Origin of the sequence: Actinosynnema sp. NPDC050801 (assembly GCF_040673975.1) — a bacterium.
Lineage (GTDB): Bacteria > Actinomycetota > Actinomycetes > Mycobacteriales > Pseudonocardiaceae > Actinosynnema.
The window spans coordinates 90,647-114,967 of sequence record NZ_JBFAQZ010000021.1 but is presented as its reverse complement, the minus strand read 5'-3'; the positions used below and the strand labels follow the sequence as shown (position 1 = coordinate 114,967).

Annotated in this window: 23 protein-coding genes and 1 pseudogene; 13 read left to right on the top strand and 11 right to left on the bottom strand. The window is 72.6% G+C overall.

The window, feature by feature from the left end; all coding sequences use genetic code 11:
* Positions 1-221: 221 nt before the first annotated feature.
* From rpsR to rpmB, 4 genes are read right to left on the bottom strand one after another with little or no spacing between them, the layout of a single operon-like run.
* Positions 222-458, bottom strand: a complete 237-nt coding sequence (gene rpsR, locus AB0K14_RS33375) for a 30S ribosomal protein S18 (protein ID WP_360464860.1) — start codon at positions 456-458, stop codon at positions 222-224.
* A 5-nt stretch (positions 459-463) separates the two neighbouring features.
* Entirely contained in the window at positions 464-760 is a 297-nt protein-coding gene (gene rpsN / locus AB0K14_RS33370; protein WP_360464863.1) for a 30S ribosomal protein S14, read from the bottom strand.
* Complete coding sequence (gene rpmG / locus AB0K14_RS33365) at positions 760-927, bottom strand: 50S ribosomal protein L33 (protein ID WP_360464866.1); 168 nt, start codon at positions 925-927, stop codon at positions 760-762. The genes rpsN and rpmG overlap by 1 nt, the downstream gene beginning before the upstream one ends.
* A complete protein-coding gene (gene rpmB / locus AB0K14_RS33360; protein WP_360464869.1) occupies positions 927-1,166 on the bottom strand; it encodes a 50S ribosomal protein L28 in 240 nt (79 codons plus the stop codon). The genes rpmG and rpmB overlap by 1 nt, the downstream gene beginning before the upstream one ends.
* A gap of 47 nt (positions 1,167-1,213) precedes the next feature.
* Between rpmB and AB0K14_RS33355 the strand changes: the two genes are divergently transcribed.
* The 5 genes from AB0K14_RS33355 to AB0K14_RS33335 all read left to right on the top strand — a co-directional run bounded on the left by AB0K14_RS33355 (position 1,214) and on the right by AB0K14_RS33335 (position 5,996).
* Positions 1,214-2,308, top strand: a complete 1,095-nt coding sequence (locus AB0K14_RS33355; protein ID WP_360464872.1) for a GTP-binding protein — start codon at positions 1,214-1,216, stop codon at positions 2,306-2,308.
* Complete coding sequence (locus tag AB0K14_RS33350; RefSeq protein WP_360464875.1) at positions 2,305-2,556, top strand: type B 50S ribosomal protein L31; 252 nt, start codon at positions 2,305-2,307, stop codon at positions 2,554-2,556. The genes AB0K14_RS33355 and AB0K14_RS33350 overlap by 4 nt, the downstream gene beginning before the upstream one ends.
* The gene (gene rpmF, locus AB0K14_RS33345; protein ID WP_360464878.1) at positions 2,556-2,717 is read left to right on the top strand and encodes a 50S ribosomal protein L32; all 162 of its coding nucleotides are present in this window, start codon (positions 2,556-2,558) and stop codon (positions 2,715-2,717) included. Before AB0K14_RS33350 ends, rpmF begins: the two co-directional genes overlap by 1 nt.
* 160 nt (positions 2,718-2,877) lie before the next feature.
* The gene (locus tag AB0K14_RS33340) at positions 2,878-4,530 is read left to right on the top strand and encodes a glutamate--tRNA ligase family protein (protein WP_364339780.1); all 1,653 of its coding nucleotides are present in this window, start codon (positions 2,878-2,880) and stop codon (positions 4,528-4,530) included.
* Positions 4,531-4,748: 218 nt separating this feature from the next.
* On the top strand, positions 4,749-5,996 hold the full coding sequence (locus tag AB0K14_RS33335) for an MFS transporter (RefSeq protein WP_360457757.1): 1,248 nt from the start codon (positions 4,749-4,751) through the stop codon (positions 5,994-5,996).
* A gap of 35 nt (positions 5,997-6,031) precedes the next feature.
* Here the strand turns inward: AB0K14_RS33335 and AB0K14_RS33330 are convergent, their stop codons facing one another.
* Positions 6,032-6,157, bottom strand: coding sequence for a hypothetical protein (locus AB0K14_RS33330; protein ID WP_360457760.1), 126 nt, complete (start codon positions 6,155-6,157; stop codon positions 6,032-6,034).
* A gap of 143 nt (positions 6,158-6,300) precedes the next feature.
* On the opposite strand from AB0K14_RS33330, the gene AB0K14_RS33325 reads away from it, so the two are divergent.
* Positions 6,301-7,617, top strand: a complete 1,317-nt coding sequence (locus AB0K14_RS33325; protein WP_360457763.1) for a GGDEF domain-containing protein — start codon at positions 6,301-6,303, stop codon at positions 7,615-7,617.
* A 62-nt stretch (positions 7,618-7,679) separates the two neighbouring features.
* Here the strand turns inward: AB0K14_RS33325 and AB0K14_RS33320 are convergent, their stop codons facing one another.
* Positions 7,680-8,744, bottom strand: coding sequence for a lytic polysaccharide monooxygenase (locus tag AB0K14_RS33320; protein WP_360457767.1), 1,065 nt, complete (start codon positions 8,742-8,744; stop codon positions 7,680-7,682).
* A gap of 563 nt (positions 8,745-9,307) precedes the next feature.
* On the opposite strand from AB0K14_RS33320, the gene AB0K14_RS33315 reads away from it, so the two are divergent.
* The 5 genes from AB0K14_RS33315 to AB0K14_RS33295 all read left to right on the top strand — a co-directional run bounded on the left by AB0K14_RS33315 (position 9,308) and on the right by AB0K14_RS33295 (position 16,807).
* Complete coding sequence (locus AB0K14_RS33315) at positions 9,308-10,018, top strand: hypothetical protein (protein ID WP_360457770.1); 711 nt, start codon at positions 9,308-9,310, stop codon at positions 10,016-10,018.
* Positions 10,019-10,067: 49 nt separating this feature from the next.
* Complete coding sequence (locus tag AB0K14_RS33310; protein WP_360457773.1) at positions 10,068-12,434, top strand: ATP-binding protein; 2,367 nt, start codon at positions 10,068-10,070, stop codon at positions 12,432-12,434.
* A 119-nt stretch (positions 12,435-12,553) separates the two neighbouring features.
* The gene (locus AB0K14_RS33305; RefSeq protein ID WP_360457776.1) at positions 12,554-15,013 is read left to right on the top strand and encodes a PEP/pyruvate-binding domain-containing protein; all 2,460 of its coding nucleotides are present in this window, start codon (positions 12,554-12,556) and stop codon (positions 15,011-15,013) included.
* Entirely contained in the window at positions 15,010-15,597 is a 588-nt protein-coding gene (locus AB0K14_RS33300) for a TetR/AcrR family transcriptional regulator (RefSeq protein ID WP_360457779.1), read from the top strand. The genes AB0K14_RS33305 and AB0K14_RS33300 overlap by 4 nt, the downstream gene beginning before the upstream one ends.
* Before the next feature lie 70 nt (positions 15,598-15,667).
* On the top strand, positions 15,668-16,807 hold the full coding sequence (locus tag AB0K14_RS33295; protein ID WP_360457781.1) for a nucleotide disphospho-sugar-binding domain-containing protein: 1,140 nt from the start codon (positions 15,668-15,670) through the stop codon (positions 16,805-16,807).
* Positions 16,808-17,093: 286 nt separating this feature from the next.
* On the opposite strand, the gene AB0K14_RS33290 is transcribed toward AB0K14_RS33295, so the two are convergent.
* The 5 genes and pseudogenes from AB0K14_RS33290 to AB0K14_RS33270 form a co-directional block, all read right to left on the bottom strand.
* The gene (locus tag AB0K14_RS33290; RefSeq protein WP_360457784.1) at positions 17,094-17,606 is read right to left on the bottom strand and encodes a TetR/AcrR family transcriptional regulator; all 513 of its coding nucleotides are present in this window, start codon (positions 17,604-17,606) and stop codon (positions 17,094-17,096) included.
* Positions 17,590-17,964 carry a DUF4260 family protein gene (locus tag AB0K14_RS33285; RefSeq protein ID WP_360457787.1) on the bottom strand — a complete coding sequence of 125 codons (375 nt, stop codon included), beginning with the start codon at positions 17,962-17,964 and terminating at the stop codon, positions 17,590-17,592. The genes AB0K14_RS33290 and AB0K14_RS33285 overlap by 17 nt, the downstream gene beginning before the upstream one ends.
* 103 nt (positions 17,965-18,067) lie before the next feature.
* Positions 18,068-18,403 (bottom strand): annotated as a pseudogene (locus AB0K14_RS33280) (response regulator transcription factor); the annotation flags it as partial.
* A gap of 147 nt (positions 18,404-18,550) precedes the next feature.
* Positions 18,551-21,328 (bottom strand): tetratricopeptide repeat protein, encoded by a 2,778-nt coding sequence (locus AB0K14_RS33275; protein ID WP_360457789.1) that lies wholly within the window; start codon positions 21,326-21,328, stop codon positions 18,551-18,553.
* Entirely contained in the window at positions 21,325-23,121 is a 1,797-nt protein-coding gene (locus AB0K14_RS33270; RefSeq protein WP_360457792.1) for a TIR domain-containing protein, read from the bottom strand. The genes AB0K14_RS33275 and AB0K14_RS33270 overlap by 4 nt, the downstream gene beginning before the upstream one ends.
* Positions 23,122-23,285: 164 nt before the next feature.
* Between AB0K14_RS33270 and AB0K14_RS33265 the strand changes: the two genes are divergently transcribed.
* Both AB0K14_RS33265 and AB0K14_RS33260 read left to right on the top strand, forming a co-directional pair.
* Positions 23,286-23,855 (top strand): PadR family transcriptional regulator, encoded by a 570-nt coding sequence (locus AB0K14_RS33265; protein ID WP_360457795.1) that lies wholly within the window; start codon positions 23,286-23,288, stop codon positions 23,853-23,855.
* Positions 23,852-24,271, top strand: a complete 420-nt coding sequence (locus tag AB0K14_RS33260; RefSeq protein ID WP_360457798.1) for a hypothetical protein — start codon at positions 23,852-23,854, stop codon at positions 24,269-24,271. Before AB0K14_RS33265 ends, AB0K14_RS33260 begins: the two co-directional genes overlap by 4 nt.
* Positions 24,272-24,321 lie beyond the last annotated feature (50 nt).

Genomic DNA, 24,321 nt, shown 5'->3' with positions numbered 1-24,321 from the left:
TCCACCGCCCGAACCCCGCCGCCCCGGAGTCTTCGCCGCCCCGGAGACTTCGCTGTCCCGGGCCTCCGTCGCCCCCGAGCCGCCGCCGCTCCAGAGCCTCCGTGGTCCCGGAGTCCGCCGCCCCGGAGACTTCGCCGCCGGGAGCGTCTGCCGCGGCGAGGTGGAGGGCCCGGTCGCCCCGAGCCCTCCGACCCCGGTTCAGCGACCGCGTCCGCCGGTGGTCATCGGCTCCCCTGCGAGGGGTAGGGGAGCAGTGCCATCTCGCGTGCGTTCTTGATCGCGGTGGCGACCTGTCGCTGTTCCTGCGGGCTCAGGCCGGTGACGCGGCGGGAGCGGATCTTGCCGCGGTCGGAGATGAACTTCCGCAGCAGTGCGGCGTCCTTCCAGTCCACCTCGGTGATGCCCTCCTTGCGCAGGAGGTTGACCCGCCGCTTCGGTGCGCGTTCGATCTTGGGCATCCGGCTCACCAGCTCGACTTGCTGACGCCGGGCAGTTCGCCGCGGTGGGCCATCTCGCGCAGTCGGATGCGGGACAGGCCGAACGCGCGGTTGAACGCCCTGGGGCGGCCGTCCACGGCATCGCGGTTGCGCAGCCTGGTGGGGCTGGCGTCGCGGGGCAGCTTCTGCAACGCCCGCAGGGCCTCGTCCCGGCGCTCCGGGTCGAGCCGGATGATCTCCTTCAGCTCGTGGCGCCGCTCGGCGAACCGGGCGACGACCTCGCGGCGCTGCCGGTCCTTGGCGATCTTGGACTTCTTGGCCATCAGCGCTCCTCGCGGAAGTCGACGTGCCGCCGGACGACCGGGTCGAACTTGCGCAGCACGAGCCGGTCGGGGTCGTTGCGGCGGTTCTTGCGGGTGACGTAGGTGAAGCCGGTGCCCGCGGTGGACCGCATCTTGATGATCGGTCGGACATCGGTCGACTTGGCCATCAGACCTTCACCCCCTGGCGGCGCAGCTCGGCGACCACGGACTCGATGCCGCGGCGGTCGACCGTCTTGATGGCCTTCGTGGACAGCGTGAGCACGACGTGCCGGTTCTCCGACGGCAGCCAGAACCGGCGCCGCTGGGTGTTGGGCAGCCAGCGGCGCGACGTGCGCCGGTTCGAGTGCGAGACCTGTTTGCCGAAGCCGGGCTTGCGCCCCGACAACTGGCAGTGACGCGATGACACGGTGCCTCCAGTTTGAAACGAAAATCGTTTCCGTTAGGCTAACGCACATGGGAACCGAGGTCGTACTGGTGGCCGGACTCGCGCACCACGACGTGGCCGAAGAGGTCTGGCGCGTCTCGCCGGGATCCGTGCTGGTGCGCCACGACCTGCGCGACCTCGCCGAGGGCTTGGTGCGCCGCTGGGTCGACGGCGAGCTGACGGTGCTGGAACTCGCGCACGGCTGCGTCTCCTGCACGCTGCGCCTGGACCTGCTGCCGCTGCTGGAGCGGTTGGCCGGACGGGTGGTCGTGCACCTGGACCCGGCGCTGGAACCGGAGGCCGTCTGCTTCGCCCTGCGCGAGCTGGACGTCCGGGTCGACGCCGTGATCACGGTGGTGGACCGGGCGACGTGGTTGGCCGACGCGACCGGCGAGGACACGCTCGCCGAACGCGGCCTCGGCGCCGCCGACGGCGACGAGCGGACCGTGGCGCAGGTGGTCGTGGGACAGGCCGAGTTCGCCGACGCCATCGTGCTGACCGGCGCGGGCGGCGACCCGGTGCTGGACGCCGTGCTGGACCGGTTGGCCCCGCTCGCCCCCCGCCACGACCGGCACACGCTGGACGTGCCCGCCCTGCTGGCCGCCATCCCCGACAACGCCCGCCGCGGCCGCTTCGACGACGGGTTCGGCGCCCTCCTGCACGGACAGCCGCCGCTGGAACCGGCGCACGGCGTGGCGGTCGTGCACTTCGCCGAACGCCGGCCGTTCCACCCGGTTCGGCTGCACCACGCCCTGGACGTGCTGCTCGACGGCGTGGTCCGCACCCGCGGCCGGGTGTGGGTGGCGAGCCAGCCGGACAACGCGCTGTGGCTGGAGTCCGCGGGCGGCGGGCTCAACGTCGGCAACCTCGGGCCGTGGCTGGCGGCCGACGAGGACTGGTCCCACGCCACCGCCGAGCGCCGGGCGATCGCCTCGGCGTCGTGGGACCCCTGCTTCGGCGACCGGTCCCAGGAGCTGGTGGTCATCACCAGCACCGCGGCGCCGGAGGAGATCACCGCGGTCCTGCGCGACGCGCTGGTGACCGACGAGGAACTGGCGCTCGCGGACGAGTTGGAGTTCGCCGACCCGTTCGCCGAGTGGCACGACGAGATGGAGGAGCTGTGAAGCAGGGCATCCACCCCGACTACCACCCGGTGGTCTTCCAGGACCAGGCGACGGGCAAGGCGTTCCTGACCCGGTCCACGGCCACGTCGACCAGGACGATCGACTGGGAGGACGGCAACACCTACCCGCTGATCACGGTCGACATCACCGCGGACTCGCACCCGTTCTGGACGGGCAACCAGCGCGTCATGGACACCGCGGGCCGCGTGGAGAAGTTCAACCGCCGCTACGGGAAGAGGACCCGCTGATGGCCGTGCCCAAGCGCAAGACCTCGCGCAGCAACACCCGGCACCGCCGCTCCCAGTGGAAGGCCGAGGTGCCCGACCTGGTGCCGGTCACCACCCTCGACGGCCGCAAGTTGACCGTGCCCCGCCGCCTGGTCGCCGCCTACCGGCGCGGCCTGCTCTGATCGCGGTGCGGTGAGCGGCGCCGCCACCCGGCGCCGCCGCTCACCGCACCGGCCACCGCGACCCCCAGGCGCCCGGGGGTCGGCGGCGGGCGGACCGGTGGAGGCCTGTTGATAACCTCACGGTCCGCCCACCCACCCGTTGTTGGAGACCGTGAACCCGATGCTCGACCGCGCCGAGATCGACGCCCTGTTCCCCGCCGACCTGCCGGAGCCGGCGCACTGGGAGCAGCGTTACCCGGAGCGGCGGTTGCCGCAGGGCGCCGAGGTCACCCGGTTCGGTCCCTCGCCGACCGGGTTCGTGCACATCGGCGGCCTCTACGTGGCGATGATCGACCGCGACGTCGCCCACCGCAGCGGCGGCTCCTACGTCCTGCGGGTGGAGGACACCGACCAGGCCCGCGAGGTGCAGGGCGCCGCGGCGCAGTTCGACCAGGCCTTCGCCTACTTCGGCCTGCCCGCCGACGAGCACGACGAGGTCGGCGACTACGGCCCGTACCACCAGTCCCGGCGCGAGTCGATCTACCTCACCTACGCCCGCGAACTGCTGCGCGAGGGCAAGGCGTACCTGTGCTTCGCCACGCCGGACGAGCTCGCCGACATCCGGGCCCGCCAGGACGCCACGAAGATGCCCCCCGGCTACTACGCGGGGTGGGCGCTGTGGCGTGACCGCGACCCCGCCGACGTGCGCGCCAAGCTGTCCGAGGGCGCACCGTACGTGATCCGGTTCCGCTCGCCGGGCGTCGAGGCCAGGGCCCGGTTCCAGGACGAGATCCGGGGCCGGTTGGAGCACGAGGACAACCGCAACGACGTGGTGATCCTCAAGTCCTCGGCCAACGAGGTCCGGCTGCCCACCTACCACTTCGCGCACGCCGTCGATGACCACCTGATGCGCACCACCCTGGTGATCCGCGCCGAGGAGTGGATCTCCTCGGTGCCGCTGCACCTGCAGCTGTTCGCCGCGCTCGGCTTCCCCGCGCCCCGCTACGCCCACATCGCGCCTCTGATGAAGCAGATCCCCGGCGGCAAGCGAAAGCTGTCCAAGCGCAAGGACTCCGAGGCCTCGGTCGACTTCTACATCGAGCAGGGCTTCCCCGCCGAGGCGGTGCTGTACTACCTGCGCGGGCTGGCCAACGGCCGGTTGGCCGAGACGCCGTTGGCCGAGGCGCTGGACGCGCCGATCCGGCTGTCGGAGTGCGGTGTCGCCGGGCCGCTGGTGGACCTGGTCAAGCTGGAGGACATCTCCGCCGACCACATCGCCACCCTGTCGGGTCCGCAGATCCTCGACGCCGTGCGCACGTGGGCGCTCGACCACGACCCGGACCTGGTGCCGGTGCTCGACGCCCGCCGCGACCTCGCCCTGGCCGCACTGGCCGTGGAGCGGGGCGCGGACGTGCCGAACCCGCGCAAGGACCTGCGCAAGTGGTCCGGATTCCGCGAGGCCTACGGGTTCTTCTTCCCCGAGCTGTTCACGCCGCGGGACGTGACGGGCGAGCAGTTCGCCGGGCTCGGCGTGGCGCCCGACCTGGTGCGCGCGTTCGCCACCGACTTCGCCGACGGCTACCGGCCGCTGGAGGACTCCGGCGAGTGGTTCGACCAGATCCGCGAGCTGGCCACCAAGCACGGGTTCGCCGCGAAGCCGAAGGACCTCAAGCAGAACCCGGAGGCCTACCCGGCCGGTGGGTCCATCCGCGAGGCCTCGCAGATCATCCGGCTCGCCCTGACCGGGGCCACCCGCAGCCCCGACCTGCACGCCGTGGCCACCGCCCTGGGCACCGACGAGGTGCTCCGCCGGGTGCGAGCCCTCGCCGGCTGACCAACTCCCCGGCTGACCAGCTCCCCGGCTGACCAGCTCCTCGGCTGACCAGCTCGCCCCGCCGACCAGCTCCCCGGCCGGCAGTTCCCGGCACCGCCTGATTCCCGGCCTCCGACCGGAGTCGATCCCGGCACGGCGAACGGGCGTGCCGGTGGCCCAGGCCGTCGCCGGACCGTCATGCTGGGCGCGCAGCGGTCGCGTGGCGAGCGGGGGACGGGATGGCGCGGGCGGCGGAGGGTGGCGCGGCGACGTGGCGCTCGGTGGTGGCGTCCGGCGAGTTCCGGGCGCTGTTCGCCGCGCAGCTGCTCAGCGTGCTCGGTGACCAGTTCGCGCGGGTGGCCCTGTCGGTGCTGGTCTTCGAGCGCACCGACTCGGCCGGGTGGACGGCGCTGACCTACGGGTTGACCTACCTGCCGGACCTGGTCTCCGGGCCGCTGCTGTCGGGGCTGGCCGACCGGTACCCCCGGCGCGCGGTCATGGTCGTCAGCGACGTGGGACGCGCGGTGCTGGTGGTCGTGATGGCCCTGCCCGGGTTGCCGCTGTGGTGCGCCGCGGTGCTGCTGGTGTGCGTGCAGGCGCTCGGCGCGCCGCACGGTGCGGCCCGCGGCGCGACCCTGGCCGCGGCCCTGTCGGGTGACCGGTTCACCGTCGCCGCGGCCGCGCAGGACGGGATGGTGCAGACGAGCCAGCTGGTCGGCTTCGCCACCGGCGGTGCGGTGGTGGCGCTGCTGGGCGTGGGGGAGGGGCTGTTGCTCGACGCCGCCTCGTTCGCGCTCTCGGCGCTGCTGGTGCGCTTCGGTGTGCGGGCGCGGCCGGCCCCGAACGGCCCCGCCGAGCCCGGTGCGTCGACCGCCGGGTTCTGGTGGCTGTCGCTGCGCACCGGCGCCGCGCTGGTCTGGGGCGACCGGCGGCTGCGGGCGCTGCTGGCGTTGGCGTGCGTGGCCGGGTTCTACGTCACGGTGGAAGGTTTGGCGGTGCCCTACGCCGCCGAGATCGGCACGAGCACCGCGGCGGTCGGGCTGCTGCTCGCGGCCAACCCGGCCGGGACCGTGCTGGGCACGGTGTTGGTGACCCGCCTGGCACCGCACCGCCGGCTCCGGTTGCTGGGTCCGCTGGCCGTGGCCGCGTGCCTGCCCTTGGTGCTGTGCGCGTGGCAACCGGGATTGCTGCCCACCCTGCTGCTGTGGGGCCTGTCCGGCGCGGCCTCCGGTTACCACACCATCGCCCGTGCCGCGTTCGTCCAACGGGTGCCCGACCGGCAACGGGGCCAGTGCCTCGGCCTGGCAGTGACCGCCCTGCGCACCGCACAGGGCGGCGGGATCGTGCTGGCCGGTCTGGCGGCCACCGCCATGCCCGCCTCGACGACCGTCGCCGTCGCGGGCGGGCTCGGGGCGCTCGTCGCGTTGGCGGCCACCGCGTCGTGGCGACGTGCGGCCACCGCCGCCGGGCCCGGAGCGACGGGGTGAACGCGCCGGGCCGGGCGGGGTGCCGCGGGGCAGGGTCAACGGCGGACGTGCCGGGTCCACTCGTTGCCGGCGCGGGTCCACTCGTTGCCGTGGCGGAAGGTCCACTCGTTGCCGCGCCGGGACGCGGCCGGGGTCCACTCGTTGCCGAATGTGATGATCATGGGGTGCTCCTCGACGTAGGTCGTGCCGGCCGGGACGGTCGCCGCACCCGTACGGACTCGTGACGTGGGGTAGTTCGGTGGTTACGGTGCTGGGATACGTCCAAGTGCGGCGTGGTGTGAACCTATTGGGGTATGGGATGAGTGTGAGCGCGGAGTCCCCGCCGGCGCGAATGACCGGCCAGCGGCTGCGCTTCGTTCAGCCGTCCCGGTGGCGGCTGTGGGAGCTACCCCGACCGGTGCTCGCCCTGGTGCTCGCCGTCGACGTCGCGGCCGCGGTCCTCGTCGCCATGACCTCGGTGCACGCCACGATCACCGACACCGACCTGGTGCGCTTCGCGATCCTGTCCGCCGCGGCGGTGGTGCACCTGGAGGGGGCGCGGCACATCGAGCGGTTGCGGGAGATCACCGTCAGCGGCTCCCCGTACGTCAACCTCAAGAGCCTGTGGAGCTTCACCGCGGTCCTGCTGCTGCCGCTGCCGCTGGTCGCCGCGGTGGTGGCGGTGACCTTCGTCTACGCCTGGGCCCGCGTGGACGGCCAGTCCACCGCGTCCAAGAAGGTCTTCACCGCCGCCACGTTCGTCCTCGCCTCGGGCACCGCCGCCGCCGTGCTCGCCGCGTCCGGGCTCGTGGTGCGGCCCGGCGTCCCCGACGGACCGCTGGGCGCGCTGGTCCTGGTCGCCGCCGGCGTCGCGTGGTGGTTCGTCAACTTCGCGCTGGTCGTCGGTGTCGTCGCCCTCAGCGCACCGGACACGTCGCTGAGCAAGGTGTTGGGCGATCCCGCCGACCAGCTCATCGTCGCGGCGGCGCTCGGGCTGGGCATCGGCATGGCCGCGCTGCTGCTGCACCAGCCGTGGCTCGTGGCGATCCTCATGCTCACCGTCCTCACCCTGCACCGCGGGTTCCTGATGCCGCAGTTGCAGCGCCAGGTCCGGACCGACGCGAAGACCGGGTTGCTGTCGTCGCAGTTCTTCGCGCAGGTGGCCGACCCGCTGCTGGGGCGCCTGCGCGACCAGGGCAGGCCGGCGGCCCTGCTGATGCTCGACCTGGACGACTTCAAGGCGATCAACGACGAGCTCGGTCACCCGGCGGGTGACGAGGTGCTGCGCGAGGTGGCCTCGATCCTGCGGGCCGAACTGCGCGACGGCGACCTCGTCGCGCGCTACGGCGGCGACGAGTTCGTGGCGCTGCTGCCGGGGGCGAGCACCGCGGACATCGACGAGATCGGCATCCGCGTCCAGCGGGCCCTGCGCGAGCTGCGGCTCACCGTGACCACCACCACCGGGCAGGTCGACCTGCCCGGCCTGTCGGCCTCGATCGGCGCCGCCCTGATGCCCGAGCACGGCAACTCCGTCGACCGGCTGCTGCTCGCCGCCGACACCGCCGAGTCACGCGCGAAGAAGTCCGGCAAGGGCCGGCTCGCCCTGGCGCCGAGCACCACCGCGGCCGAAGACGTCCCCTGACCCGGACGCGGCCGAGCCCGGCCACCCACCAGCGTGGGCGGCCGGGCTCGGCGCGCGAGCGGTCAGGACGCGGTGCAGGAGAGGGTCGGGGTGCCGAGGGTGCCGGAGGCGACGAAGCCGAACGTCGTGCTCGCCCCTCCGCCGAGTGAGCCGTTGTAGTTCACGTTGCGCGCGGTGACCGAGGTTCCGCTGGTGGTCGCGGCGGCGCTCCAGATCGAGTTGATCTGCTCGCCGTTGGCGAAGGTCCAGGTCACCGCCCAGCCGGCGATGGCGGCGGTCCCGGCGGTCACGCGCACCTCGGCCTGGAAGCCGCCGGACCACTGGGAGGTGGTGCGGAGGGTGGCCGAGCAGCCCTTGAACGGGACACCGGTGGTCGTGGTCGTCGTGGTGCTCGTGGTTGTCGTGGTCGTGGTGGTGCTGGTGGGCGTGGTCGTGGTGGTCTGGCCACCGCCGGTGAAGTTGACGTCGCTGCAGAAGTAGTACGACTGGTCGAGGTGGCTGGCCTGCCAGACGGTGTACAGCATGTGGTGGCCGGTGCGGCCGGGCGCGTTGACCGGGACGGGCGTGGTCATGCCGGTGGCGATCCGGCCGGTCTGGCCGACCAGCTCCAGGTCGCTCCACTTCAGCTTCTGCGTCTTGGGGTCGAAGCCCTGCTTGGTGGCGTAGACGCGGATGTAGTCGGCGCCGTGGGAGGACTGGTCGCGCAGGTTCAGGGTGAACTGGTTGGGCCGGTCGGTCGGCTTCCAGTTGCCGGGCTCGTCGAAGGCGTTGTAGCGGCCGTTCCACGTCTGGCCGGCGCTGCACAGCTGACCGTCCGGGATGGCGGCCTGGTGGTTGCCCGCGACGTTCTCCCGGAACAGGCCGTTCCAGTTGTACATCGCCGACGAGTCGGCCTGCCACGCCTTGTAGCACATGGGGTCTTCGGTGGCCATCTGCTGCGTGGGGCCGTTGGGCCACCGCAGGTAGCAGTCGTAGTGGCGGGCGGGCGGGTCGCTGACCGCGCCGTGGGCGGAGGCGGTGCCCGCGCCGAAGGTCACCAGCAGGGTCGTCAGCAACGCCAGGCAGGCGCCGACCACCGCCGACACCCGCCACACCGAGCCGGGTCGGGTCGGGACCTTCGCGGTCAAGGCACCCCGCGGCGTGCTGGGAGCGCTCCCAGGAACGTGAAGCATGTGTACCGCCAAATCTTCGTTGATCGGACGACGACGTGGACCTCGCGGTTCCGAGGCGGAACCGGTGCTGCTCACCAACTCGCTGGTGCGGTCGAGCAGGACCGCGTGGCGCATCCCTTCACATGGCTCTGGGAGCGCTCCCAGCGATGTGGTCAGTGTTCGGATAGCAACTACCGCCGGCATTCCGCCATTAGGGTGACATTGCGCAAAATCGGCTGATCGGCCTCCGTAGATGTAGTGGAACCGGCGGTACGGCAGCCCTTGTTCGGTCCATTGCGGCTAGGTCCACACCGTGCTGCGGGACATCGTCCCGTCCTCGACCCCGGGTGCCTGGCGTGCGCTGTATCCACCGTCAACCGATCGAGTGGGACGAGCGGCTGAACGAGTGGCTTCTGCGTCATATGACGCAGAACGCGCCTCCGTCGATCGGTACAACTGCGTCTCATCGGACGCCCACCGGGTCAACGGACACCTGGGGCGACCGGATCGGGCGCGATTCGGCGGCGAGGAGTCATGTCATGATGCAGGGGCAGCCATTGCACGACGTGCGCGTCGAGATCGGCGGGAACGCCCACGGTCCGGTAGTCGCCGGCAGCGGCAACGTCACCCACGTGAACACCGCGACGCCCGCCCCGGAGGCCGCGTCCGAACCCGACGGGCGCGCCGACCTGCTGGCGGCGCACCGGGTTCTGGTGACCACTGACGTGCAGAGGTCGAGCTCGCGCAACAACGACGGGCAACGGCGCATGCGCCGGGCACTGGAGGAGTGCGTCCGGGCGGGGGCGGTGGCCCTGGGCGTGCCACCGGACGACTTCGGGCTGGTCGACCGCGGTGACGGCCTCCAGGTGGTGATGCCGGAGGCGGTCGGGTTGGTCGACGTCCTCGACACCTTCGTCGAGGCGGTCGCCAAGGTGCTGCGGGAGCACAACGCGGCGGCCAGTGCCGCCTACCGGATCGACCTGCGGGCCGCGGTGCACGTCGGTTACGTCGACCGGGTGGGCGGTGAGTGGTCCGGAACCCCGTTGGTGCACGCGGCGCGCCTGGTGGACGCGCCCGAGGTGAAGCACGCCCTTGACGGGGCAGGTGACGCGTGCCTGGCGCTGGTGGTGTCGGACGCGGTGAAGCACGTGGTGGACGAGGGCTACTGCAAGGTCGGTCCCACCGGCTACCGGCACGTCGCGGTGGTCGTCAAGGAGACGTCCTGCGATGCCTGGTGGCGGTTGGTGTGACCGGACCGTTCGGCGCCGGGACTTCCCGCGCTACGAGGAGGGGGCGATCGTGAGCCGGGCACCTGGAGACCCCGGTCGACCGGGCGAGGACGGCCGAGGCCCCGCGCGGGCCCACGGGGGCAACAGCCACACCGTCGAGGTCGGCGGCAGCACCGACGGGCCGGTGGTCGCGGGGGACTACAACGTCGTGATCGACGCGCGGCACGGATCCTCCGTCACGGTCGGCAGGGTCGAGCGGGAGCGGCCCGCGCCCGTGCGCCGGGATCGGATCTCGGTCCTTCCCCGGCGCACGCGCGAGCCGCTCGGACGGGAGACCGATGCGGCGGCGCTGGCCGCGGTGATCGCCGCGGGTGGGCTGGTGCAGCTGAGCGGGCCCGCCGGGATCGGCAAGAGCACCCTGCTGCGCCACCTGGCGCGCACGGCCGAGAACGGACCCGACGGCGTGGTGTTCGTGGGTGCCACGCACAAGCAGGTCGCCGACCTCGCGCAGGAGGTGTTCGAGGCCTGCTACCGGACCTGGGGCTACGCGCCGTCCCGGACCGACCTGCGCGGGCTGCTGACCGGTCTCCGGATCACGGTGTACGTCGACGACGCGGACCTGACGATCGACCAGCTGCGGGAACTCGCCGACCTGGCGCCCGACGCGACCTTCGTGGTGGCCTGTCGGGACAGCACGCTGTTCGGCGACGGCGCCGTGCACCACCTGGACGGCCTCGGCCCGGACGCGGCGACGCGACTGCTGACCGATGCCCTCGGCAGGCCGTTGCACGACGCGGAACAGGTCACGGCGTCGGAACTGTGGCGGGTGTCGGGCGGGAACCCGCTGCTCCTGCTGCGCGCGGCCGGGATGGCGGCAGCCGGCCGGTCGGCGCTGCCGGCGCCCGGCGCCGTCGACGACCTGTTGCCGCGGCTGCTCGACCAGCTCGACGCCTCCGCGGTGACCGCGCTGAACCTCCTCGCGGCACTGCAGGACGCCGAACTCGCCGTCGAGCACGTCGGCGCCCTGGCCGGCGAACCGGATCCGGCCGCGCTGTGCGAGCGCCTCACGGATCTCGGGCTCGTGACGCCCGGCGAGCACGGCTACCGGTGCGCGCCGGGTGTGGTGTCGGCCGTGCGGCGCCGCGACACAGCGGCGATCCCGGTCGAGGGACTGTGCCGGTACTTCACCCGGTGGGCAGCCGATCCGGCCACCACCGCCGACCGGGTCGCCGCCCACAGCAGGGCGATCGAGAGGGTCGCCGGCCTCGCGACGAACGCCGGGATGCCCGAGCTCACCGTGGCCCTCGGCCGGGCCGCGTCGCCGAAGTTGGCGTACTCGCTGCGGTTCGACGCCTGGGGACGGACGCTGGGCCGCGGGTGGGACGGTGCCCGACGCGCGGGCGATCGGCAGGCCGAGGCGTACTTCACCCACGAGGAAGGCATCCGCTGCCTGGTCACGGGCAGCCGCGTCGCGGCGGCGGCCCTGCTGGCACAGGCGGCCGTGCTGTGGCACGTCCTCGGCGACGACCGGGGCACGACCGCCGCCTCCGACGCCCACCAGTTCCTGCCGCAGGAACTCCAGCCACCCGGCCGGATCGACCCACCGGCGGACACCGTCCCCGAAGACACGTCCCAGGCCGTCGCCGACCACATGGTCGACCTCGAACACACGACGCCGGAACCCCCGTCACCCACCGGCTACGACCACGTCGACCAGGGCCACTCCGGCACCGACCTCGCCGACTTCGAGGTGCCGCCCGACCCGGGTCCGACCTCGGCGCTCGGCAACTCCACCACCACACCGGGCGGCGGTGACCTCGGCCTGACCGCCAACGTGACAGGTCCGGCGTTACCCGGCAGCGCCACCGGGGCGACGGCCGCCACCGGGGCGACGGCGGCAGCCGCCACGCAGGGCGGCTCACTGCTGGCCACGCTGCTCATCACACTCGCGGTCGTCGGTGCCGTCGCGCTCTACGCGTACGACCAGAACCGGGAACAGGAGGCCACCGGCAGCCGGCCACCCGCGACCGCCGGTGCGAGGGGGACCGACGTCGCGAACGACCGGCCGACCGGGGCCGCCGACGACGAAGAGCCGGCGATCACCCGTACCCGGCAGACCGGGGTCGCCGGCACCTGGAACGACGGCCAGTCCACCTACGACATCGTGGAGTCCGGGTCCGGCGTGTACCTCTACCGGACGGAGTGCGATGACACGATCAGACTGATCGGCGATGACACGGAAGCCACCGGGGAGGCTCCGGTGCGGACCTACGACCCCGGCGGCGGCTGCGGTTCCCTGCTCGGGTACGTCACGGTCACGGTCGAAGTGGGTGCCGACGAGGACACCGCCTTGCGGACCGTGAGCCAACCGCCTGATGAAGCGGGCGACTGGACCTGCTTCTCCTGCGGGACAACCACTTTGACCCGCGTCGGGTAGCCGCCGGCCTCGTTCCACCACGACCGACGAACTCCACCGCCCAAGTGAACGTTGCGTTCTCTAATGGTCGGCGCTAGCGTGACTAGTGAACGAACTGTTCACTAACTTGCGAGGTGGGAATGGCGCTCGTCTCAGCGCTGGGCACCTTCGGGCGTGCCGATCTCGCCGAGGCCGGCGGCAAGGGGGCGAACCTCGGGGAACTCGTCACCGCCGGTTTCCCCGTGCCCGCGGGCTTCGTCGTCACGACCGAGGCGTACGACGCCGTCGTGCGGTCGGCCGGCCTCCACCTCGACGTGGGGTCGGACGGGGGCGCGACGCTGCGTGCGGCGTTCGAGGCGGTGGTGGTCCCGGCCGGCATCCGTGCCGCGATCACCGAGGCCTACGCCGCGCTGGGCGGCGGTGCCGTCGCGGTCCGGTCCAGCGCCACCGCGGAAGACCTGCCCGGAGCCGCGTTCGCGGGCCAGCAGGACACCTACCTCAACGTCGTCGGCGAGACCGACCTGGTGCACGCGGTGCGCCGCTGCTGGGGTTCGCTGTGGACGGATCGCGCCATCGCGTACCGCCGCGCTCGCGGTGTCGACCCGGCCGGGGTGCGCATCGCGGTGGTGGTGCAGCGGATGGTCGGCGCCGAGGTCGCCGGCGTGATGTTCACCGCGAACCCCGTCACCGGCCGGCGCGATCAGCTCGTGCTGGCGGCCACCAGCGGGCTGGGGGAGGCCGTGGTGTCCGGGCTGGTCACGCCCGACCACTACGTGCTCGACCGGCGCGGCGTGGTGCGCGAGTGGACTCCCGGCAGGCGCGAGGTCGTCATCAGGGCGGTCGAGGGCGGCGGCGTCAGCCACGGAACCGACACCTCGCCACCGTCACGGCTGCCCGCCGCCGTGCTCGCCGACCTGGCCCGGTTCGGCACGGAGGTCGCCGCCCACTTCGGGCGGCCGCAGGACGTCGAGTGGGCCTTCGCGGGCGGACGGGTGTGGCTGCTGCAAGCGCGCCCGATGACGGCCCTCCCACCGCCGCCGGTGCGGCTCGGCCGCTTCCAGCGGCGGCTGGGTTCCGTGCTGCTGGAGTACGTGCCCGTCCGCCCCTACCCGCTCGACATGACCACGTGGCTGCCGTTCGGGCCGGCGGGCCTGATGGGGAAGGTGACGGGCTACTTCGGGCTGCGCGGCGCCTTCGAGGAGTTCCTGGTGGAACAGGACGGCGTGGTCGACCGGCTCGTCCCACCGGCACCGCGTCCCACGCCCAGGATCCTCGGCACGCCGTTCCGGCTCGTCTCGCTGGCCAGGCGCCACGACCCCGCCCGCTGGACGGCGGACCCGCGGTTCGTCGCCTACCTGGCCCGGGTGCACGACCTGGCGGGCCGAGACCTCGCCGCGATGCCGTGGTCGAGCCTGGTCCGGTTCCCCCGGGAGGTGCTCGACTCCGTCCAGCCGGTGGCCGACCTGCGCATCGCCTACCTGCCGCGCACCGGTCTCGCGTTGGCGCGCCTGCTGCTGGTCTTGAAGCTGCTGGGCCTCGGCCCGCTGCTGCCCGACCTGCTCCTCGGCACGAGGACGCGCACCGGGGACACCAACCGCGCGCTGGAGGCGCTCGCCGACCGGGTCCGCCACGACGAGGCGCTCAAGGCCGCGGTGGACCGCCTCGACCCGGCCGGTCTGGCGGCGTTCGGCGACTTCCACCGCGAGTTCACCGCGTTCCTCGCCGAGTACGGCCACCGCGAGACCGTGAGCCCGATCCTCGTGACGCCACCGACGTGGGGCGAGGCGCCGAAGACCGTGCTGGGTCTGATCAAGGTGCTCGCCGCCGAGCCGACCGAGGCCGTGGACCACGCCGCGCGGGCCGTGCAGCGGCTGTTCCGGCATCCGCGGCTGCGCGCCCCGAAGCGCCGGGCGCGCGTCCAGCGGTGGATCGACCAGGCCCGCGCCGGGATCGCGTTCCGCGAGGACAGCCACTTCTACTTCACGAAGCCCTTGCCGGTGCTGCGGCGGACCCTGGTCGAGATCGGCGGGCGGCTGCGTGACGCGGGTGTGCTGGACAGCGCCGAAGCCGTGTTCCACCTGCGGCTGGCGGAGATCGAGGCCATCGCCGACCCGGCCACCGCGGCGGAAGGCGTCGTGCGCGACCTGCGTGCGGCGGTCCGGGAGCGGTCGGCGCGGCGCGACGAGCTGCGCGGGGTCCGCCTCATCGACCCCGGGCTGATCTTCCCGCGCAGCGGGCACGGCAACGCGCTGGTGTCCGGGACGCCCGCCTCCGGCGGCACGGTCACCGCGACCGTCAAGGTGATCCGCGAGGCGGCCGACTTCGCCGAGTTCACCGAGGGCTCGGTGCTCGTGTGCCCCTACACCAACCCGTCGTGGACACCGCTGTTCCCGCGGGCCGCCGCCGTCGTCGTGGACTCGGGCGGACCCGCGTCGCACGCCGCGATCGTGGCGCGCGAGTACGGCATCCCGGCCATCATGGGCACCGCGACCGGCACGAGCGTCCTGTCCGACGGCCAACTGGTCACAGTGGACGGTGACACCGGCCGCGTCACCGCCGCCGCACCCGCGTCACCGACGTCCGCCGGGGAACCGTCATGACCGAGGACCACCGGAAGTTGCCGCGCAGGCGTGGCGAAGAGCTCAACGCGGCGATCTACCAGGCGGTGCTGGCGGAGCTGGCCGAGGTCGGCTACGCCAAGCTGACCATGGAACGGGTCGCGGAGCGCGCTCGGACCGGCAAGGCCGCCCTGTACCGCCGGTGGTCCAGCCGCATGGAACTGGCCGTCGACGCGGTGTACCACGCGCTGCCGGACCCGGCGTCGCCACCGGACACCGGGAGCTTCCGCGGTGACCTGCTCGCCCTGCTGCGGCGCAGCGCGGAGCTGCTGACCGGACCCGCGGGCGAGGCGTTGCGCGGCCTGCTCGGCGACGTGCTCCGCGACCCGGAGCGCACCGCCGAGCTGCGCCGGCTCTCCCAGGGCAACGGTCGCAAGGCCATGCGGGAGATCACCCGACGTGCCGTCGAACGCGGCGAGGTAGACGGCGACTCCGTCACGCCCCGCCGCCTGGAGGTGCCGCAGGCGATGTTGCGCCAGCACTTCCTGTTCAACGGCGTGCCCGTGCCCGACGACGTGATCGTCGGGATCGTCGACGAGGTCGTCGTCCCGCTCTTCCGCGTCTAGCCGGCTCTTTCCGCGTGCAGCCCCGCTCTGTCCGCGTCCAGCCCTGATCTCATGCGTCCAGGAGGCACCCGTGCGTGTCCTGTTCGTCTCCAGCCCCGGAGCGGGGCACGTGTTCCCGATGGTGCCGCTCGCGTGGGCGTTGCGGGCGGCGGGGCACGAGGTCCTGGTCGCGACGACCGACACCGGGTTGATCGCGGCACGGGCCGGGCTGCCGGTGGTCGACCTCGCGCCGGACGTCGACCTGGACGCGGTCCGGACCCGGCTCCTGCGGGAGGAGCCCCGGCTCGCGGAACTGGCGTTGAAGGGCGGGCTGGACGACGTGCGGGAGGCGGTGGGCGCGTTCGCGCACATCTCCGCGCTGCTGGCGGACGGGCTCGTCGCCGCCGCGCTCACCTGGCGCCCGGACCTCGTCGTGCAGTCGCAGCTGCAAGGAGCGGGGCTGGTGGCCGCGGCGAGGATCGGCGTTCCCCTGGTGGACCACGGGTTCGGGTTCGCCCGCACCGGGGGACTGGCCGCGTTGTTCCGCGGTCACATGGCGGAGGTGTTCGACCGGCACGGCGTCGACCTGCCGGCCAGGCACGCCGTCATCGACGTCGCCCCGCCCAGCATGCTCGACGGCCCGCCGCAGGGGTGGTCGATGCGCTACGTGCCGTACAACGGCGGCGCGCAGCTGCCCGCGTGGCTGTCCGACCCGCCGGAGCGGCCCAGGGTCGCGGTCAGCGTCGGCACCGTCGTGCCCGAGCGCAACGGGCTGCGGTCGTTGCGGCGCCTGGTCGACGCGGCGAGCGAGGTGGACGCGGAGTTCGTGCTGGCCCTGGGCGAAGCGGACCCCACGCCGTTGGGCCCGCTGCCCGCGAACGTCCGGCCGGTCGGCTGGGTGCCGCTCAACTCGCTGCTGCCGACGTGCCGGGCGATCGTGCACCACGGTGGCGCGGGCACGACGCTCACCGCGCTCGCCTGCGGCGTGCCGCAACTTGTGCTGCCCAACGGTGCCGACCGCCACATCAACGCGCTCGCGGCCCGACGGCGCAACACCGCCCTGGTCAGCTCACCCGAGGACGTGACCGATCACGAGCTGCGCTCGGTCCTGGCCGACGACGCGCTCCGGTCCGACGCCGACGACGTGCGGCGGGAGATCGAGGCCTTGCCCACGCCCGCCGACACGGTCGACCGCCTGGTCCGCCTCGCCACACCACGTCGTCCCCGCTGAGCGTTCAGAGGGCGGCGCGGTCGAGCTCGTCCAGTTGCCGTTGCGCCCGGTCGGCGTCCTGGTCGCGGTGCTGCGCCCCGGCCCTGGGCGGCGGCGGTCTGCTGGGCCGCGACGACGCACGCCTTCCCCGTGTGCGCCCGTCCGCCCGTCTTCCTGATCGCCACCCCCTCGTGTCGGCGCGGCGGGGAAACTCCCCCGTTCGTCGGTGCGCGGTGATCAGACCCTGTCCGCTGGATTGCGGTGAACCCGAGACAGCGCACCAGCGTCGGCCGCTGTCGGATGCGGCCTACGAGCGGTGTCGAGCAGGATCGGCGAACGCCGCGAGCCCTGTCCTCCAAGCGCCGTCGAGGTCCGCGTCGGGCGGGAAGCGGCCGTCGAGTTCCAGGATGACCATGCCGTGCGCGAACGCCCAGACGGCACGTGCGCGGTCCACCTCGCCGCCGACCGCGCGCACGAGTGGCAGCGCGGTCGCTTCCTCGACCCCGGGCGGCAGCAGGTGGCGGGGGAGCGGTCCGGAGTTCATCAGCCGGTAGAGGTGGGGGTGCGCGAGCGCGTAGGCGCGGTAGGTCGCCGCGAGCGCGACCAGGGAGTCGGCTCCCTCCAGCGCGCCGGCCAGCTCCCGCATGGCGAGCGCGATCACCCGCGCCTCGACCGCGCCCTTGTCCGGGAAGTGCTTGTAGAGCGACGGAGCGCGAATGCCCAGCCGTTCGCCGAGGGCTCGCATGGTCAGGGCCGCGGCGCCGCCTTCCTCGATCAGCGCGCGTGCCGCGTCGACGATCTGCTCAGACCGCTCGGACACGCCGGCTCCCGTCGCGCTCACGCAGGCCGTAGCCGAAGGCCCGGTCCAACGCGATGTGCGCCAGCCAGCCGAGTCCCGCCGTGAACAGCGGAACCCAGTCCCCCAGCGCGCCGAAGCTGTAGCAGACCAGGACGGCCAGTGGGATCCACGGTCGGTGCACGAGGTTGTAGTAGGGCACGGCCTTCGGGGACAGCCTGCCGTGACCGGCCGCGCCGGCACCGATGACCATCGTCAGGTCGGGCGCGATCAGCAGCAGCAGCGCGCCGATCAGCGCCGAGCCGCCGTGGTTGATCACCTCCAGCACGATGAAAGCCAGGAGGAACACCGCCAGAGCGGCCCACGCCACCCGTTTGGCCACTCGGAAAGTAGGTGTCGGAATGACGGACATCGGGGCCCCCAGCAGCGGCTAACGTTGTTAGCGCAACCCTACGGCTAATGCTGTTAGCCGTCAAGCCGCCCCTGCGGGGGCCAGCGTCCTTGAGCAGGAAACCCCCGGGTGCCGCTTTCAGCGCGCCGCTGACGTGTTCGTCGGTGTCGAAGGTGGTGATGACGACGATGGCCAGCGGGTCCTCGACGTCGGGTCCTGCGAGCCGGCGTGTCGCCTCGACGCCTTTGAGGTGTGGCATCCGGATGTCGAACAGGCACACGTCGGGCCGTAGTCGACGGGCGAGCGCCACGGCCTCGCGGCCGTCGGCGGCTTGGCCGACCACGTCGACGTCCGGTTGGCCGTTGAGGATCGTGGTCAGTCCCGCCCGGATGGTGTTCTGATCGTCGGAGATGACGACGCGGATGGTCATGCGAGGGCCTCTCGCCTCGGGATCACCGCGTGCACCGTCCAGCCGGTCAATCCTGATGGTGGTCCTGACACTCCTGCTCACACCGCCTGGAAGTGGCCGCCACCGACGGTCGCAACCCCGCTGTCCTGACCGGGCGGGGCAGGGCGGTCAGTAGAGGTGTTCCAGGAGGGCAGGCAGGATCGTGGACGCGCCGCCCCGCCGATCGGCGGTCCACTCACGGCGCAGCGTCTCGAACCACTGCCGCCGCACGTCCTCGGGGAGCAGCCTGAACAACTCCTCGAACTCCGGGAACTCGCGTCTGACCGCCGCCGTGCCGTGCGGGCCGATGCGCGGGTCGGTGAGCATGCGGAAACCGTCGGAGTAGTGCTCCAGTGCGGCGTCGAGCATCGCGGGCGCGCCGGCGGCCACCGCGTCCAGGGTTGTCAGATGGCCTTGGAGCAGCCGCCAGCGACCCCGGAGGTCGAGGAAGTCGTACGCCCGGTCGACCTCCTCGATGTCGACCGCGCAAGCGTCGAGCAGGAACCGGTATCGCTGATCGCCGGTGCGGCGCCAGGCTCGACAGGCCAACTCCGCCTGGTCCACCAGCGACGCCGACAGGGACCAGCCGTCGCCGATCCGCCTCGCCTCGGTGACGGCCTGCGTCAGGTAGCCCAGTCCTCGGTCCACGTCGTCGTGGCCGAAGATCCGACCGGCCCGGTTGAGCGCCGTCGGGTACGAGCGGACCGCCAGGTCGCGGCAGATGCCGACGGCGCGGGTGATCAGCTCGCGGGCCCGGGCCATCGGATCGTCCACCAGGTCGACGCCGAGTCGGTGTGCCTGGAACAGGCAGATGGCCTGCTGTTGGTGGATCAGGCCGAGCCACGGCACGTTGCGGTAGAGCTGGAAGGCGTCCTCGGCCTGCTCGTAGGCGTTCCACGCGCGCAGGAACTGCTCGTCGTAGCGGTTCACCTCGCCCTGGACGCTGAGCGACAGCGCGACGCCGAACCGTCGGTCGAGCCTGCGACGCACCGCGATCGCGCTTTCAATCAGGCCGTGCGCCTCCCGGTAGCTGCCCCGCAACGCCTTGAGGTAGGCCCAGTTCGTCTGGATCGAGGCCATCTCCTCGCGGTCCGCATCGTCGCTGCCCGGCCCCAGCGCGCCGACGAGCGCGTCCCGTGCGCTGGAGTAGGAGTCCTCCGCGTCCGCCCAGCGGCCCACGTTGCGGTAGTAGAAGCCCAACTCCTTGTGCGCATGGGCAAGGGCGGTGGCCCGCAGGTCGGCAGGCAGGTCGGCGGCTCCGCGCAACGCCTGCCGGAAGTGCTCCTCGGCCTCGACGACCCGCTCCGGCAACCGCAGGCAGGCGTTGCCGCGCAGGTTCGCCAGCGTGCCGCGCAACCGCGGCCCGGCGGCGTGACCCGGCACGTCGGCGAGCAGCTCCAAGGCCTCGGCCGGTTGCTCGTTGTCGGTCAGGAACGCCGCGACCCGCAGCGCGATCTCCAGGTGTCGGGTCGCACCCTCGTCCCGCAACCACTGCCGGAAACCGAGGACGGCCGCGCTTTCCGAGTCGTTCAGCGACAGCCTGGTCCCGGGCAGGAAGCGCTCGACCTCGTGGCAGAGGAGTTCCACGAACAGCACGTCGTGGCGTTGGATCGCCTCGTCGTGCCAGGCGAGGAACGTCGCCGCGCCCGCGGCGGAGTCGACCAGCAGCCGGTAGCGCAGTTCGGCGACCCGGGCCTGCGCCGGTGCTCGTTCCCCGCCCTCGCGCGCCGCCTGTTCGGCGGCCGTCGAGCCGTAGACGTCGGAGGCCCTGCGCCACAGCCACGCCCGCCAGGTCCCGTCGTGGTCGTCCAGCGGGAGGAGTCGCTGGGCCAGCTCCTCCGCGAGCGCGTCGTGCAGGGTGATGTGGTGGTGGTTCGCGCGCGGCCGGATCCACGGCCGGGTGAGCAGCGACCGCCAGGCTTCCTCCCACGTGGCGATGTCCTCGGGCAACGATCGGTCGCTCATCAGCCCGGTCCACACCGCCCGGCTGACGCCGTGCCGCACGACGACCAGGCGCCTGATGGCCTCGACCCAGAAATCGGCGCCGCGGTAAGGGGTGAGGAGCCGACGGCGGAACGCCTCGCGCACCCGGTGGTCGACGGGGTGGTCGTCGGTGAGTTCGGCCGGCGCGTCGTCGTGCACCAGGAACTGCACGGTCAGCGCCAGCCACAGCGGATGCCCCTCGGTGAGCAGGGCGATCCGCGTCCGCTCGGCGGGGCCGAGCGCGTCGCGCAGCGGGCCGGCGTCGAAGAACCTCCCCACCTCGACGTCGGTGAAACCGGTCAGGCCGATCGACGTGGTCTCCACGGGGTCGTGTCCTTCGCGCAACAGGTCCGCGATCGCGCCGGCCGGGTCCTCGGCGACGCCCGGCCTGCCGGACAGGACGAACAGCGTTCCGGGCAGTCGCTTCATCCACTGGGCCGACGCGGTTGGGAAGAACCGGCTCGGGGCGGCCTCCACCGTGTCGAGGGTGATCACCACCGTCGTCCCGGTGTCGCGCACGAACGACCGGTAGCACTCGACGAACAGGTCCCTGGCTCGCCGCAGCCGGCTGAACACCGCGTCGGCACCGAGACCCTCGTCGGGGTGGTCGGGCGTCCACGAGAGGTGCCGCAGGTACGGCGTGAAGTGGCGGCACTCCGGGTCGAGGCGGTTCGCGATGTACTCCTGCAAGCCGTCCATCGGCCAGAACTCGGAGTCGTCCACGTCGACCGGTGGGAGCCACACGACGCCGGGCGCGGAGCGTTGCGACAGCGCCCGCACCATTCGCGTCTTGCCGACTCCGCCGGGCCCGTGCACCAGCAGCGCCCGGCTCCGGCCATCGACGCCGACGGCGTGGGCGGCGGCGAGCACGTCGGCTTCCGCGGCTCGTCCGACGTAGAAGTCGTCTTCGGGCCACTCGGTCATTCGACGGCCTTCCTCATGGCTCCCATGACGTCCTCCGACAGCCCGTCGAACTCGCCCAAGGCGGAGCGGAGGTCGGAATCGTCCTCCACCAGGGCGGCGACGAGATCGACGACTTCCCACGGCGTCTCGGATCGGGGGTCGCGGAACGCGGCGGCGAGCGCGCCCGCGGCCTGAGGGAGTGTCCGGTCGACGGACCCGCGCTCTTCCACCAGCCGCCAGGACGCTTCGTGCCACAGGCACTCGACCGCCATCACAGCCACCTCGCGGTAGGCGGGCTGGCCCGACCACCTGCGGTACAGGTCCACCGCCGTGGCATGGGCTTGTGCCCTCTCCCGGTCGGTCCGGTAGTAGCTCCGGAAGAGCAGTCGCCGGATCGGTGGGCTGATCGTGTACCACATCTCGTACCCGAACTGGTGGGTCAACGAGGTCGAGTGGACCACCTCCCACAGCTGGTCGAGGTCCCAGCCGACCTCCGCCGCCTGCGCGATGAGCTCCGGGTCGCGTTCGGCGTAGAAGCGCAGGTGCGATCTCGTGATCAGCCGGTGTACGACCAGGTGCCGAAGCGCTCGCTGCACCACCGCGCTCGCGCGGACGGGATCGGGCGACCGGTCGACGCCGAGGGATTCGGCGGTGAGCAGGTGGTCGCGCAGGTACGGCCGGGTGATCGCGTCGAACGCCCGCGACGTGTCGGCCTCGGTGCTACCGGTGAAACCCCGTTCGGCGGCCCAGTCGAGCCAGGCGAACAGCGGTTCGGGCATTCCCTGGCTCAGCTCGTGCAGCCGCCTGGCGCTCTCGTCGATCCGGTGGGCGGGCCCCGTCGCCTGGCGGGCCACCGTCATCGCCCGGACGACGTCCGGGCCGAACTCGGCCAGGGCCACCGACCGGAACCGGGCGTCGCCGGTTCGGCCGAGACCTCGCCAGTCCGCGTATCGGCGGGTGCCGACGACCACGCCCACCCGGGCCTTCCCCGCCATCGCGCGGCGCAGTGCGGCCAGCGCCCGGCGGACCTCGGCCGTGGTCGCGGGGAGGAGCCGGTCGGCGGTGTCGAGCAGGTAGAGCTGACGCGGCCCTCGTTCGGCGAGCTGCCGTGCCAACGATGTGATGTCGGTGTCGGCGAAGCCCTCCGCGTCCACGTCGAGCAGCGCCGCGAGCAGGCGAACCGCGTCCGTCCGCAGGGTCTCGCGCCCTTGCACGTCGAGCAGCCGCACCGTGAACCACTCGCCCGTGCCGCTCAGCTCGTCGCGCAGCCGGCGGAGGAACCAGGACTTGCCCATGCGGGGTGGGCCCGCGACCACCCAGAAGTCGTCCGATCCGGCCAGGGCGGCGCGGACCAGTGCGACTTCCTGCTCACGGCCGCCCGTGGACACGACCTCGGGGGCGGCCTCCGTCACCTCCAGCCCCAACGCGGCCGCGATCGCCGGGAACTTGGGGCCGAACGGCGGGTGCAGGTCCAGCAGGTCGTAGTCGCCCAGCAGGCCGGCCTCGTCCGGGTCCACCCGGTCGACCCGGAGGACGTAGATCAACCGCGTCCCGGACTTGATCTCGCGTCGCAGCGCGAACCTGCTCTCCCTCCGGCACCACCCGGAAGCCAGGTAGTGAACGGACAACAGCGCGATGAACAGGTCGGCCCGCCGCAGCTCGTCCTCGACGACCTCGACGATCCGGTCACCGCGTCGCGCCGGGTCCTGCCACCAGAAGACCGTCAGGTCGTGGTCGGCCAGCCACGCCACCAACTGCTCGGCCGTGCCGCTGTCCTCCTCGGCGTAGCTGAGGAAGACCCGTCGCACCGCCATGCCGCCTCCATGTTCACCGTCCGCGCGGAAGCGCCCCGGTGGTCTTCACCGCCCGAGTGGTTATCGGCACGGCCCGTCGTTCCGCAACGTGCGGCTCGTCGCGGTGAGCGGCTTGCCGAAGTGTTGATGCCTCTGATAGATATATCTGGCAGATAGGAGGTCGGATGGCCAGGTCGAGTCAGACCGAGCTTGCGGTGCTGGGCGGGTTGAGCGTCCAGCCCATGACGGGATACGCGCTGCGCGAGGCGATCCGGGACGTGCTGGGGCATTTCTGGAGCGAGAGCTTCGGTCAGATCTACCCCACCTTGGCCGACCTCGAACGCCAGGGGTTCGTGAGCAGGCAGGGCGCGGCCCGGGCCGGTGCGTCCACGTTCGCGATCACGCCGTCGGGTACCCGGCGCCTGGAGGAGTTGCTGGCGCAGCCGGTTCAGGCCACGCCACCGCGCAACGGACTGCTGCTGCGGCTGTACTTCGGCCGCCACCTCGGTCCCACCGCGTGCCGGGCGCTGGTCCAGGCGGCGTTGGCCGAAGCGCAGGACGCGCTCAAGCGGTACGCGGAGATCCGCGAGGAGATCGAGGGCCAGGACGGCCAGGACCGTGCCTACTGGCTGCTGACCGTCTCCGCCGGAGAACATTCGGCCCGTGCCGCACAGGCGTGGGCCCACGAAGCACTGTCCACTCTCGCCGCCCTCGACGAGGACCCGGCGAGCACACGATCAGGGGGAACCTCATGACCACGGCTTTCACGCACCGGCTGAGACGGACCGCTGCCGCTGCCGGGGCGGGTTTCGTCGCGGTGTCGGCGTTCCAGGCACTGCTGGCTGCCGGGATCCCGTTGGGCCGCGCGGCATGGGGCGGCGCGGCGGCCGAGCTGCCCACCACCCTGCGGGTGGCCAGCGGGGTCGCCACCGCGTTCTGGCTGGTGGCCGCGGCGGTGGTGCTGCGGCGAGGTGGCTACCCCGTGCGGTGGGTACCGGAGCGGGTCGCCACGGTCGGCACGTGGGCGTTGGTCGGCCTGCTCACGGCGGGGCTGCTGATGAACCTGGCCTCGCCGAGCCCGTGGGAACGCTTCGGCTGGGCACCGGTGATCGCCCTGCTGGCCGCGCTGTGCCTGGCCGTGGCCCGCGGACACCGCCCGACCGCGTCATGACGTCACCTCCGCTGCCCGGTGGAACCGGTAAATAAAGTAACCTGGCAAAG

Coding starts and splice junctions, on each gene's coding strand:
- rpsN (WP_360464863.1), bottom strand. CDS start 760: ATGGCCAAGAAGTCCAAGATCGCCAAGGACCGGCAGCGCCGCGAGGTC.
- AB0K14_RS33260 (WP_360457798.1), top strand. CDS start 23,852: ATGACCACGGCTTTCACGCACCGGCTGAGACGGACCGCTGCCGCTGCC.
- rpmF (WP_360464878.1), top strand. CDS start 2,556: ATGGCCGTGCCCAAGCGCAAGACCTCGCGCAGCAACACCCGGCACCGC.
- AB0K14_RS33300 (WP_360457779.1), top strand. CDS start 15,010: ATGACCGAGGACCACCGGAAGTTGCCGCGCAGGCGTGGCGAAGAGCTC.
- AB0K14_RS33305 (WP_360457776.1), top strand. CDS start 12,554: ATGGCGCTCGTCTCAGCGCTGGGCACCTTCGGGCGTGCCGATCTCGCC.
- AB0K14_RS33265 (WP_360457795.1), top strand. CDS start 23,286: ATGGCCAGGTCGAGTCAGACCGAGCTTGCGGTGCTGGGCGGGTTGAGC.
- AB0K14_RS33340 (WP_364339780.1), top strand. CDS start 2,878: ATGCTCGACCGCGCCGAGATCGACGCCCTGTTCCCCGCCGACCTGCCG.
- AB0K14_RS33330 (WP_360457760.1), bottom strand. CDS start 6,157: ATGATCATCACATTCGGCAACGAGTGGACCCCGGCCGCGTCCCGGCGC.
- rpsR (WP_360464860.1), bottom strand. CDS start 458: ATGCCCAAGATCGAACGCGCACCGAAGCGGCGGGTCAACCTCCTGCGC.
- AB0K14_RS33315 (WP_360457770.1), top strand. CDS start 9,308: ATGATGCAGGGGCAGCCATTGCACGACGTGCGCGTCGAGATCGGCGGG.
- AB0K14_RS33275 (WP_360457789.1), bottom strand. CDS start 21,328: ATGACCGAGTGGCCCGAAGACGACTTCTACGTCGGACGAGCCGCGGAA.
- rpmG (WP_360464866.1), bottom strand. CDS start 927: ATGGCCAAGTCGACCGATGTCCGACCGATCATCAAGATGCGGTCCACC.
- AB0K14_RS33270 (WP_360457792.1), bottom strand. CDS start 23,121: ATGGCGGTGCGACGGGTCTTCCTCAGCTACGCCGAGGAGGACAGCGGC.
- AB0K14_RS33335 (WP_360457757.1), top strand. CDS start 4,749: ATGGCGCGGGCGGCGGAGGGTGGCGCGGCGACGTGGCGCTCGGTGGTG.
- AB0K14_RS33355 (WP_360464872.1), top strand. CDS start 1,214: ATGGGAACCGAGGTCGTACTGGTGGCCGGACTCGCGCACCACGACGTG.